We start from the raw sequence: 11,425 nt of genomic DNA on the forward strand, positions 1-11,425 counted from the left end.
CCCGGCCCCCGGAAGGCACCGCATCCGCCGCACCGAGGGTCCACCTCCAGGGTGACCCATCGGCACACCCGCTACATTGTCGAGAGGAAACAATCTTGGCGGCACGCATTATCAGCGGGGAACATTGTGGCGCTCACCCGATGTTCAGGAAGGAGCGGTGATCCGCACCGATGGTGAAACTGGATCGGTTGATCAACATCGTGAGCCGCTACGGCGCTCGCCTCCACGGCACCGTCGTGGACCGCACCGTCGAGATCCACAGCGTCGCGGTCCACGACCCGATCCGCCCACACGCGGCCACCGGCGACGTGTTCCTCGCCGTCGGCGCGGCCGACCTGGCCGAAGCGCTCGCCCTGGGCATCGACGCCCGAGCCGGCGTGATCGTGGCCCGCACGTCCGAGACACCGGATGCCCGGATCCGCCGGCTGCTCGACGATCGCGGCCCGGCTCTGATGACCGTCGACCCGAGCGTGTCCTGGAGCCAGATCGCCTCGGTGGTCTACGGGCTCGTGCTCGAAGGCCGCGAAACCGAATCCGGGCGGGGGCCCAGCGATCTGTTCGCCTTGGCCGATACCATCTCCGCCTCCCTGGACGGACCGGTCACCATCGAGGATCAGCTCTCGCGCGTGATGGCCTACTCCACCGCCCACCATGACACCGACCCGGTCCGCTCGGACACCATTCTGGGGCGGCGCATGCCCGATCGGGTACGCCGATTCTTCGAGGAGCAGGGCATTTTCGCCCACCTCGCCCGCTCCGATGCGCCGCGCTACATCCCGCCCGCGCCCGAGCACGGGCTGCACGGGCGCACCGTGGCCGCGGTGCGCGCGGGCCGGGAGCTGCTGGGTTCGGTGTGGGTGTCGGGCCGCGAGCCGCTCTCGGCGGATCGGGCCAGAATCCTGCAGGAGGGCGCGCACACCGTCGCGCTGCATCTGCTGCGGTCGCGCGTGAGTGCGGATCTGGAACGGCAGGTCGAATCGGAGCTGGTCATCGAGCTGATCGAAGGCAGTCCCGACGCGGAGGCCGCGATCGGCAAGCTCGGCCTCCCGGCGCGCAATCTGCGTGTCATCGCCTTACAAGCCCACGCCGAGCAGGAACGCAACGCCGGCATCCTGCTCGCGTTCGAGCGCGCCACCACCGGTTTCGGCTGGTCGCGCGTGGGCCGCAGCACGCTGTTCGGCAATACCGTCTACACACTGCTGCCGGCCGGTGACGACCCCGCGCCGGCGTATCGGTGGATCGCCGATATCGCCGCGAGCCTGCCCGCGCACATGACCGTGGTCGCCGGGATCGGCGGCACCGCCGACGCGCGGGAGCTGCCCGCGAGCCGCCAGGAGGCCGACGAGTGCATGGCACTGCCGGCGACGGCCACCCCGGGACCGGCGTGCTACGACACTGCCTGGGACCGGGTCCTGATCCAGCGCCTGCGGTCGATGGCCTCCACCGGCCGGCTCCCGTCCCGAGATCCCGTCGCCCAGCTGGCGGAGATCGACGAGCGGGCCGGCACCCAGTACCTGCCCACGTTGAAGGCCTGGCTCGAAGCCCACGGCGATCCCGCCATCGCGGCCCGCACCCTGGCCGTACATCCCAATACCGTGCGTCATCGGATGCGGCGGATGCGCGAGCTGGACTTTCTGGATCCGGATGATCCGGCCAAGCGCACGGCGATGCTCATCGCCTTGTCGATCCACACCGGCTGAGCTCCGGCGGAAAATCGGTGGAGGCGGTGCCTCGGCCGGGCTAACGTCGCGCGGCGTGAGCAGACGCGCAGGCCGGCAAGTGGGTGGAACTCAACCGCGCCAATTGGGACGAGCGCGTGCCGATTCACGTCACGAGCGAGTTCTACGATCTGGACGGTTTCGTCGCCGGTGTCGAGCCGCTGCGCGACTTCGAACCCGACGAGGTCGGCGACGTGCGCGGAAACCGCCTGCTGCACTTGCAATGTCATATCGGCACCGACACCTTGGCGTGGGCGCGCCGCGGCGCGAACGTCACGGGCGTGGACTTCTCCGAGCCCGCTGTCCGCACCGCGACCGACCTGGCCGCCCGCATCGGTGTCAGCGGCGCACGGTTCGTGGCCGCCAACGTCTACGACGCGGTGACGGCACTGGACCGCAATCGCTTCGACATCGTCTACACCGGTGTCGGCGCCCTGGTCTGGTTGCCGGATCTGGTGCGCTGGGCGTCGGTGGTGGCCGAGTTGCTCACGCCGGGCGGCTTCCTGTACCTGACCGAATTCCACCCGTTCGGCGACATTCTCGCCGAGGACGACGGCCGCACCGTCGCCTACGACTATTTCGATCCCGCGCCGCAGGTGTGGGACGAGCCCGGCACCTACGGATCTCGTGGATGTCGTCTCCGGCGAGCACCCGCAGCCGTCCGTCGAGCAGGTAGAACAGCTCGGCCGAGGTCGAATGATAGTGCGGCGGCGGCCCGTCGGCACCGGCCGGCCGGAACGCCCGGTTCACGCTGAGCAATGCAGCACGAAGACCGCCCGCTCGAGCGGTGACAGCGTCTCGAGGACCACCAGCAATGCCATCGACAGCGACTCTGCTCGTTCGACGCCGGATCTCGAGGCCGCGGCGGTTCAGCAGTTCGGTCAGCGGGTCCGACAGCGATTCGGTGCGCAGCAGCCAGTAGAGGATCTGCAACGCGGGCAGGGCGCTGACCACCGACACGAACAGCAGCAGCCCGACCGCGAGCGCCAACCGCGGTTGTCCGCCGCCGGTGGCGATGCGCACCGACACCACGATCACCGCCAGCAGCGACCACGCCGAATGCGCCGCCAACGCCCGCGCATTTGCGGCCCGGTCGGCGCCGAGTCCGCCGTCGATGTGCACTGCTCGCGGTACGACCAGGTCGCTGGAACGATCGACGGGGTCGCCCGGGTGCGGCGGCTGCGCCGAGCAGGCACCGAGAAGCAATGCGGCGCAGACGAACAGAGCGATTCTCACGCCAGTCTCGCGCCGCCGTCGACATGCAGAGTGGTGCCGGTGAGGAAGGGGTTGGTCAGCGCCAGCAGTGCCGCGGCGGAGATGTCGGCCGGAGTACCGACCCGGCGAGCCGGATTGCGATCGGCGACGGTCCGGAAGAACTCCTCCTTCCCGGGGCCGTCCCACACACCCGAGTCGACGATGCCGGGGGAGATCGCGGTGACACGCACCGGCGCCAGCTCGACCGCCAGCGCCTCGGCCAGAGCGGCGGCCGCGGCGTTGGTGGTGGCCATCACCGTCCGTCCCGGGGACGGGCGCCACGCCGCGACGCCGGAGAACAGCAGCATCGCACCGCCGGTGCGGAATCGCGGAGCGAAGTGCTTGGCGAGCAGAATCGGCCCGATCACCTTGGCGTCGAAGGCGCGGCGCACCGCACTGTGGTCGAGGGCGGTGACCGGGCCGTTGGCATGGTCGGCGGCCAGTGACACCAGGTAGTCCACCTCGCCGATACGTTCGGCCACGGCGCGCACGGTCGCCTCGTCGGCCAGGTCCACTTCGGGTCTTCCCACCGAAACGACCTGCGCCCCTTGCGCTTCAGCGTCGAAGGCGAGACGGCGACCGATGCCCGATCCGGCGCCGACGATAAGCATCGTCTTGTCTTGCAGCGTTGTCATGCCCGGTTCAGCAGCGCAACAGCGTCGAATAATCCCTTCGCCGAATGAATGTTTTCGATGGATGCCATAGGATATGCGAATGCCAACGCTGCGGGCACTGGAATGCCTCATCGCCGTGCTCGACGCCGGGTCGATCACCGACGCCGCCACCGCACTGCACATGTCGCAACCCGCGCTCTCGCACCAACTGGCGGCGCTCGAACGCGAGATCGGCGCACCGGTCTTGCAACGACTACCGCGCGGAGTGCGCGCGACCGCCATCGGCCGCGCCGTGGAGGCCGATGCCCGTGCCGCGTTGCGCGCGGCTACTCGCGTCGTCGACGGCGGCCGGGCCGTGGCCAGGGGCGAAGGCGGCCTGTTGCGGCTGGCATGCGCGGAAAGCCTGACCGCGAGTCTGCTCGCCCCCGTACTGCGTACCTGGTTCCGTCGCCACCCCGCGGTGCACGTGACGCTCACCGAAGCCGCGAGCGCCGACGACCTCGTCCACCATCTCGAATCCGGAACGGCCGACCTGGCTGTGGGACCCCGGCCGACTCGCTGGACCGGCGCATCCGACCTCGTCGGCACCGAGGAGATCGTGGCCGTCCTTCCCGCCGACCACGCCCTGACCCGGCATGATCGGCTCAGCTTCGACGACCTCCACGACCAACCGCTGGTGCACTACCACCCCGACAACGGCCTCGCCGGCTGGCTCGACGCCCGAGCCGCCGCCCACGGCGTCACCCTCAGCCCGGTCATGCGCACCCGGCAGGCTGCCACCGCGGCACAACTGGCCGCCGCCGGACTCGGCATCGCCCTGGTCCCCGTCACCGCCCTCGGCCCCGGCCTGCCGGGGACCCTGAAACGCTTGCACCCCAGCGTGTCCCGCGATCTAGTCTGCCTCCTCGCCACCCCCACCGACCCACTGCTGCGCCGCTTCGCCTCCGACCTCGTCGACCGCGGCGTCCCCGTGAACCCCTCGGCCGCAAGACAACTCGGCTGATCCGCGACGGCTACCAGGTGCGGCGGCCGTAAGCCGTCGGGCATCGGTTCGAGCAGGCGCCGCCAATCCCCGCTGCCGGTGCGAATCGTCACCGAGATCGCACCGACGAGCAGGTACGCTTCTCTGAACTAACTGGCCATGCCCATCCGGCGTCGCCTGAACGCACTCTTTTGCCGAGTGTCGGACAATTTCGAGTCGTCGATGTCAGGCCAGCTCGGTCCATACATCTTCGTAGCCTCGGTCGTCGATAATGAACCGACTACCTGGAGGAAGGCGCAGATAGCTGATCACCTGTGGCAGTAATTGTTTCAAGTGATCGGTATGCACAGGCCCGTAGAAATCGGTGGCGTCGGAGAACTCGCCGCAGTGGAGAAACCACCCGACGTTGTCGCCATCACCCAACTCGAGCCTCGTGCCGTAGATGGGCATCGCACCCACTGTCTCCACAGCGAGGGCGACCATCGGCTCCGGAGGTACTCCGGTCAATCCATATCTGGCACAGACGCTTTGCTGCATTTCGAGGGTCTTCATCCAGTTCGGCTCCACGACCAATGTCGTACCCGATGATCAAGATTGCGGCAAACACCGTCCATCCGATTATGCCGCATAGTGCGCGGTTCGAAACGGCCACAGTCTCTTCAAGGCCGATCGAAGTGTGCCGAACCATGCCGAGGTCTTACTCGGCGATGGTCGGGATGTCACGGGGCAGAAGCTCGTCCGGAGATGGACCCGAACGTTGGGATGCCGAGGTCGGTTCCTGTCGCTGTTCGTCTGAGTGTGGCGTCTATCTGGGCGAGCTTGTCTTTGACACCGGCATAGCTGACTTGGAGGCCCTCAACTTCGCCGAGCCAGCCTTCCTTGTAGCCCATGGTCGTATCGATGCTCTTGTGCCCGCAGATGACTTGGGCGATGTGCGGCGGCAGGCCGTTCATGATGGCGTCGGTGACGAAGATCCTCCGGAAATCGTGAGGGCTGAAGAGCAGCGGGTCGCCGTTCGGGTCGGTGAGGCCAGTCGCGGCGAGCGTGTTGATGAGCAGCTTCCGGATCGCGGTTGGGGTGAAGGCGCGGCGCTCGTTGCCGATCCCGCGCTGGAACAGCACCGGCATGGGCGGATTCCAGATTCTCTCTCTGACGTCGTAGGAGACGACCAGCGGGATGGAGCCGTCCGGGCTGCGTAAGCGTTGGACGATGGTGCTGAGAATGTCGGCCAGTTCGGGACTGACCAGCAGTAAGCGTTCGGTGTCGGTCTTCGACGGCGCGATCTGCAGCAGCGGGACCAGTTCGCCAGTGCTGGGCAGCCGATATTCGGTGCGCGCGAGCACGGGCAGGACGGGCAACCGTTCGTGGGTGCGCTGATCCATGCGCGCCTTGCGGTGTCGGCGATCCTTGGCCTTCTGAATTTCGGTGTCGGTGATCGGGCAGGGCGCGACCCACGGCCCCCCAGCGAGCTGGGTCTTCGACGGCCCAGTGTGCGATGTCGAGGTACAGCGCCCGGACTCGCATCAGTTCGTCCTTCAGGTTCAGCCGTGGCACCGGAATTTTGATCCGTTCGCCGGTGGTGCTGATCGTGGTGCGTTCGACTGTGCTGATTTCGTTCTTCCAGGCGCGCACCACTTCCGGAGGGATCTGCTGCTCGATCGTCAACCGTCCCCCGGCCAACCCGAATGCGCGGATGCTGTGGGGTGCGTGGTCTGGGAAGACGCCCAGGGCACGTAACCGGAGATAGAAGTCGACCTTTTTCTGGCCGCCGCGGGTCTGGACTCGGCGCATGGTGTCGACCAGTTCGGCGCAGTCGCCGACGACGATGTCGGCGACAGTGCCACCCTTGCAGGCCAGGATCACGGCAATGCGGGTCGTGGCGATCTGCGCGTCGGCTCGGGAGCTGGCGGGTTCGGCAGCAGCCAGCGCTGCCAGCCGAGCGAAGCCGTTCGGATCCCTGACCTGTGCCATCACCGCGGCCAAGTGCCGATGTGTGCGGGTCAGCATCCACGGCATCCCAGGACGGAGCACATCGCCGCAGATCAGCATCAGCAGGTCGGTCGCATCGTAGGACGCGGGACCGCCGTGCGATTCCAACCAGGCCATCGGCAGGTCGGTCCATCCTGCTCCTGGACGTTCTTCGACGCCGCTGGCCAACCATCGGTCCTGCCAGGTGTCACCCGGGAACGATGAGAGCCAGCGCACCATCTTGGCGACTCCGCGTCGGCGGCCGGCTCGGGTGCCGTTCGCGGCGGGCAGGAATGCCCCGGCGGTCAATCGCTGCTGGACCTCCTCGGTCGGCGCTGCTGTGTGCGGCCACCATGCTTCGATGGGTCGTGGCGGGAATTCGTTGCGCAGCTGGCCATTCCGCAACCGCTGCTCGGCAGCGACCGAGGCGACCGCAGGCAGCGGCTTGCGGGTGCTGTGCTTGACTAGGAAGGTCACAGCGCCCTCCCGAACAACACGCTCAACGCCTTTGGGTCGTAGCCCGGTGCCGGCGGCGGAGGCACAGGTTCAGGGCGCTGGTCGGCGGTGCGGGCATGATGGGCCAGAACTCCGGCGGTCACCTCGTCCCTGTTCGGGGTCAAGTAGATCTCGGTGGTGGACAGGTGCGCGTGTCCCAAGACCAACTGCACGTCGCTGAGCGTGAGCTGCGGGTCCCGGGCCATTCTCGCGGCTGCGCTGTGGCGCAGGTCGTGCAATGTCCAATCCGCTCCGAGAACAGCGTTGGCTCGCACGAACATCCGGTGCGCGGCATGGTAATTCAACGGCCTGCGAGGTCGCCGCAGCGTCCACCACACCGGCTGCATGCGGCCGCGGGGAATCTGGCCGTGCGACTCCTCCTGATACAACCGCAGCCAGACGAACGCATCCGCCGACGCGGGAACCTGCTGGATCGCGCGAGTTCCCTTGCGCACCACGGTGATCAATTGCTGGCCAGGGTCGACGTCGCAGTGCCGGACCCCCAACAGCTCCGCCGCCCGCACCCCGGTCGAGATCCAGAACGCCACCAGCGCCCGATCCCGATTCGACCCCAGCGCTGCGAACAACTCGTTGAACCGGTGATCGGGAATCGCGCGGGGAACCCGATACGGAACCTTCGGCCGGTAACGGCCCACCCGTCCACGCGCCCATCCATCCATCGGATTGTGGTGCGCGGGCGCTCGTCGGGAACGCCGGGACGGATCGAGCGGGAACGGATTCAGGATCGGCCCGGTGCCCGCGTCGCGGTGGAAGTCGTAGAAGCTGCGCAACACCGTCTCCGAGTGTGCCACCGTCGCCGGAGCGTATCCATCCACCAGCGCAGGCTTTCCGGTGATCGGATTTGGTGCTCCCGCAACGCCATTCAATCCACCAGTGCTGCTTGAACGATCGCCCCCACGCCGTGGTTTCACCGTCAGCTGGATCCAGCAACTGAAATCGCGGGCCTCGGCGCGGGTCGCGCGGTCCCAACCGATTTCGACCGCCTGCAGGAACCGCCACCACCGCAACAGGTCCATGCCATACGAACGCAGCGTCGCCGCCGACCGCCCCGCCGCCAGCAGCTCTCGCAGAAACAACGCCACTGGCTCGACCACCACCCCGCCGCCATCCAGCAGCCGATACGGCTCGGCGTGCTCGCCGGTGGCCTCCAACCGGCCCGAGCGCGGCACTGCCAGACTCGCGAGATCGCGGTGGTTCTCTTGTGATTCGATCACGCGGGCAAGCTACCGACCGGGCTCGGACTACGTGCCCCTCGACCTGCCCAACCCCCGGAGTTAGTTCAGTCAACGGAGCGTCCGCGGCGGTGCAGTCCTCCCGCAGCGCACCGGCCTCGCGATCGCGCGCGATGATCTCGCCGACAACGGCTTCCAGCCGGGCACGAGACGATCCGCGCGGCTCGCTCCCAGGCGATCGGCGGGGCGGCTTCGACGGCCGCGATCGGCGCTGAGCAGCTCACCCACACGAGCCCTGAACGACAGCCCGATACCGGCCCGGCGGAGGGATCAACGCGGGCCCGGGATGAGCTCGGCGGCACGACCGGTCGCCCACTGACGAACACGCTGCGGGTCACGGAAATCACCCGCCATCGTCTTGGCCATCGCCGCAGCCGGGAAACCGTGAGCATCGGCCTGCAGGCGGCCACCGAAAATCGTGTAATCCCGGGCATTCACGCGACGTGCGGCTCGCTCGACGGCTTTGATTCCCGGAACCTTTTCGGGACCGCCGGCGGTGAGCGAGTCGTCCAGCGGCCCACTGGCGAACAGCCAGACCGGCCGCATGCGCAACTGCCGCGCGAAACGACGGGCGAAGCGGCGGGCGTGGCGATGCCAGCGACCGGTATAGAGTGCACCGCCGAGGACCACCGCCCCATAGCCGGCGAGGGAGCGAACCTCACGCGCATTGCGGACCTCGGCGTCGACACCGGCCGAGCGCAGCGCCTCGCCGATCCACTCCGCCATTTCGGCAGTACCGCCCCGTGTGGAGCCATACGCCACGAGAACAGGTTCGGATGTCACGGTGCACCTTCCTCTCACCGGCCGCTCGGTGGCGGACTACGGGTAGGCGATATTCGCGGCGGGCTGGGGCAGAAGCAGAATCCGGCCGATCGTCGCCGTCCATTCGCCGATCGCGGGCCAGTCGCGCAGGTCACCGAAGCGCCCGCCGCCGAGCAGGCGGTAGACGACGCGCGCCTTCAGCGACACTCCCACGTTCTCGAAATGCCCCGCGAAGGCGCGGTAGCCGACCGGGTGAATCGAATCGCGCAGCGCGGCGATCTTCCGCGGCACGCTTCTGCCCATCCGCCGCCCGATCGGCCCCCGCAGCGCCGGTCCGAGCCCCACGGTGAACAACCACACATTCGTCGCGGTCAGCTCGTAGCGGTGACTTCGAACGAACCCCGACATCTCGGGAAGCACGTCCATGTTGTGCACGGCACTGCCGAGGACCACCGCGTCGAACCGCGACAACTCGGGCGCATGCGCCACGTCGGCCACCTCCACATCGGCTCCGCGGTTGGCCAGCGCGGCCCCGATATAGTCGGCGATCTCCCGGGTCGAGCCCTGCGACGTGGCGAAAACGACTGCGATGCGAACAGTTTCGTGAGTCATACGTCGAGCCTGCGCTCCGGCCCGCGACACCTCCCAGAGGCGGCGTACCTCATGCGACGAGGACGAACGTCCCCAGTGGGCCACCTCCGAAACCGCCGGGCCCACCGACCCGGCGCCGCGTCAGTGGATATGGTCCTGCCAGTCGGCGGGCACCTTCCCCGCCGGCCCCGGCACCGGCTGCGTCTCCGGCCGGCTGGTCGGCGGCGCCAATTGCGGCCCCTCACCGACCGCACCGTCGCGGTAGTCGTAGAACCAGTCCTCACCCGGTTCGAAGCTTTGGATGATCGGATGGCCGGTGCTGCGGAAGTGGGCGGTGGCGTGCTGGGCGGGGGAGGTGTCGCAGCAACCCACATGCCCGCAGCGCGCGCACCGACGCAGATGCACCCACCAGCCGCCGGCGGCGACACACTCCGCACAACCGGTCCCGCTGGCGGGCACCTCGACATCGATATCGCTGCCGGAATCGCTCACCGCTGATCTCCTCTCAGGGTCGCGACCACAGCTTCGGCCACGCCGCGGGCACTGGCGGGATTCTGGCCAGTGATCAGCCGCCCGTCGGTCACGACGTGGACTCCGAACGGCTCCTCGGCCATGCTGTAGTCGGCGCCCAATTTCACGAGTTCGTCCTGAAGGCTGAACGGTACCGCGTCGGCCCGCTGGGCGGCTTCCTCCTCCGGCCACGAGAACCCGGTCACCCGCCGCCCGGCGATCAGCGCGGCCCCGCTTTCCAGCGGAACGTTCAGCAATCCGACCGGCCCGTGGCATACCGCCGACACCACGCGGCCGCTGTCGTGGAACGCCCCGGTCAGCGCGCCGAGATCGTCGCCACCGAAGTCGAACATGACCCCGTGCCCGCCGGTGAAATAGATCGCGTCGTAATCCTCGACCTCGATCTCGCCGATGCTGCGCGTGTGGTCGAGCAGATCCATGAATTCCCGATCGCGGTAACGGCGGTCGGTGCCGAGGTCGGCCAGGACGTCGCGAGCCAGGCTCTCCGGATCGATGGGCACGAATCCGCCTGCGGGACTGGCGATGTCGACGGCATAGCCCTGTTCGGTGACGTAGTCGTAGAAATGGGTCAGCTCGCCGAGCCACAGCCCGGTGCGATAGCCGACCTTCTCGTACTCCCCGGCATTGGTGACGATGACCAGAATTCGGTCGGTGGCCACAGCGATCTCCTTCCGGTCCGTGCGATGGGCGACCGGCCGTCCGAGATCACTGTCGTCCGATCCGGGCACGCCGCCGGCCACGTGACGTCGATCACAACCTAACACAGGCGCCGATCGCCCGAGCCGCCCGGAGCCCGGGGGAGACTCACAGGAAAATAGCTCTGAGTCAGAGGTGTTGTGTGGAGGTGACCACCCCAACCACCGCCCACGCCGAGCTGGTCCCTCGGCTCATGAGCGCCTTCGGCCGCTTCCGCCGCCAAGTCGGCCGCATCGCCGGCCGATCCTTCGACCGGCCCGGCGTCAGCGCCTCCCAAGCCGAATTCCTGCGCCTCGTCGGCCGCAACCCCCACATCTCCGTCAAATCCGCCGCCGCCGACATGGGACTGGCTCCCAACAGCGTCTCCACCTTCGTCACCGCACTCGTCAAAGACGACCTCCTCGTCCGCGAACCCGACCCCGCCGATCGCCGCGTCATGCGCCTGAGCCTGCCCGCCCACGTCCAGCGCGACGTCGACGACATCCGCAGACGCCGCCACGACATCGTCGCCACCGCCCTCGACGCCCTCACACCGGCCGAACGCGACGACCTCATCCGCGG

At 68.1% G+C, this 11,425-nt stretch carries 12 protein-coding genes and 1 pseudogene; 4 read left to right on the forward strand and 9 right to left on the reverse strand.

The genetic code is table 11. From position 1 onward, the window contains the following. The first annotated feature begins 170 nt into the window (after nt 1-170). Complete coding sequence (locus C5E41_RS27705; RefSeq protein WP_104378670.1) at nt 171-1,700, forward strand: PucR family transcriptional regulator; 1,530 nt, start codon at nt 171-173, stop codon at nt 1,698-1,700. Between the two features lie 83 nt (nt 1,701-1,783). Next, on the forward strand, nt 1,784-2,473 hold the full coding sequence (locus C5E41_RS27710; RefSeq protein WP_219823265.1) for a class I SAM-dependent methyltransferase: 690 nt from the start codon (nt 1,784-1,786) through the stop codon (nt 2,471-2,473). Nucleotides 2,474-2,476: 3 nt separating this feature from the next. On the opposite strand, the pseudogene C5E41_RS36315 reads toward C5E41_RS27710, so the two are convergent. After that, nucleotides 2,477-2,560 (reverse strand): annotated as a pseudogene (locus C5E41_RS36315) (sigma factor-like helix-turn-helix DNA-binding protein); the annotation flags it as partial. 390 nt (nt 2,561-2,950) lie between these two features. Continuing rightward, nucleotides 2,951-3,607, reverse strand: coding sequence for an SDR family oxidoreductase (locus tag C5E41_RS27715; protein ID WP_104378671.1), 657 nt, complete (start codon nt 3,605-3,607; stop codon nt 2,951-2,953). Nucleotides 3,608-3,686: 79 nt separating this feature from the next. On the opposite strand from C5E41_RS27715, the gene C5E41_RS27720 reads away from it, so the two are divergent. Further along, a complete protein-coding gene (locus C5E41_RS27720; RefSeq protein WP_104378672.1) occupies nt 3,687-4,589 on the forward strand; it encodes a LysR family transcriptional regulator in 903 nt (300 codons plus the stop codon). Nucleotides 4,590-4,793: 204 nt separating this feature from the next. On the opposite strand, the gene C5E41_RS27725 is transcribed toward C5E41_RS27720, so the two are convergent. From C5E41_RS27725 to C5E41_RS27755, 7 genes are all read right to left on the reverse strand, one after another. Further along, entirely contained in the window at nt 4,794-5,120 is a 327-nt protein-coding gene (locus C5E41_RS27725; RefSeq protein WP_104378692.1) for an immunity protein Imm33 domain-containing protein, read from the reverse strand. A 167-nt stretch (nt 5,121-5,287) separates the two neighbouring features. After that, nucleotides 5,288-5,950, reverse strand: coding sequence for a site-specific integrase (locus C5E41_RS35410; RefSeq protein WP_258081303.1), 663 nt, complete (start codon nt 5,948-5,950; stop codon nt 5,288-5,290). 1,059 nt (nt 5,951-7,009) lie between these two features. Then, nucleotides 7,010-8,266 (reverse strand): tyrosine-type recombinase/integrase, encoded by a 1,257-nt coding sequence (locus C5E41_RS27735; RefSeq protein WP_104378673.1) that lies wholly within the window; start codon nt 8,264-8,266, stop codon nt 7,010-7,012. 288 nt (nt 8,267-8,554) lie between these two features. After that, nucleotides 8,555-9,067, reverse strand: a complete 513-nt coding sequence (locus tag C5E41_RS27740) for a flavodoxin domain-containing protein (protein ID WP_219823266.1) — start codon at nt 9,065-9,067, stop codon at nt 8,555-8,557. 36 nt (nt 9,068-9,103) lie between these two features. Beyond that, nucleotides 9,104-9,658 (reverse strand): flavodoxin domain-containing protein, encoded by a 555-nt coding sequence (locus tag C5E41_RS27745; protein ID WP_104378675.1) that lies wholly within the window; start codon nt 9,656-9,658, stop codon nt 9,104-9,106. 120 nt (nt 9,659-9,778) lie between these two features. Continuing rightward, nucleotides 9,779-10,129, reverse strand: coding sequence for a UBP-type zinc finger domain-containing protein (locus tag C5E41_RS27750; RefSeq protein ID WP_063016149.1), 351 nt, complete (start codon nt 10,127-10,129; stop codon nt 9,779-9,781). Beyond that, nucleotides 10,126-10,827, reverse strand: a complete 702-nt coding sequence (locus tag C5E41_RS27755; protein WP_104378693.1) for a type 1 glutamine amidotransferase domain-containing protein — start codon at nt 10,825-10,827, stop codon at nt 10,126-10,128. The genes C5E41_RS27750 and C5E41_RS27755 overlap by 4 nt, the downstream gene beginning before the upstream one ends. Nucleotides 10,828-11,012: 185 nt before the next feature. Between C5E41_RS27755 and C5E41_RS27760 the strand changes: the two genes are divergently transcribed. Further along, a partial coding sequence (locus C5E41_RS27760) for a MarR family winged helix-turn-helix transcriptional regulator (RefSeq protein WP_258081304.1) occupies nt 11,013-11,425 on the forward strand: 413 nt, incomplete at its 3' end.

The organism is Nocardia nova, from assembly GCF_002933465.1.
Taxonomy (GTDB): Bacteria; Actinomycetota; Actinomycetes; order Mycobacteriales; family Mycobacteriaceae; genus Nocardia; species Nocardia nova_B.

What these genes read in the sequence shown, in the direction of transcription:
- C5E41_RS27705 (WP_104378670.1), top strand. Translation starts at nt 171, where the DNA reads ATGGTGAAACTGGATCGGTTGATCAACATCGTGAGCCGCTACGGCGCT.
- C5E41_RS27725 (WP_104378692.1), bottom strand. Translation starts at nt 5,120, where the DNA reads ATGAAGACCCTCGAAATGCAGCAAAGCGTCTGTGCCAGATATGGATTG.
- C5E41_RS27720 (WP_104378672.1), top strand. Translation starts at nt 3,687, where the DNA reads ATGCCAACGCTGCGGGCACTGGAATGCCTCATCGCCGTGCTCGACGCC.
- C5E41_RS35410 (WP_258081303.1), bottom strand. Translation starts at nt 5,950, where the DNA reads ATGGATCAGCGCACCCACGAACGGTTGCCCGTCCTGCCCGTGCTCGCG.
- C5E41_RS27715 (WP_104378671.1), bottom strand. Translation starts at nt 3,607, where the DNA reads ATGACAACGCTGCAAGACAAGACGATGCTTATCGTCGGCGCCGGATCG.
- C5E41_RS27745 (WP_104378675.1), bottom strand. Translation starts at nt 9,658, where the DNA reads ATGACTCACGAAACTGTTCGCATCGCAGTCGTTTTCGCCACGTCGCAG.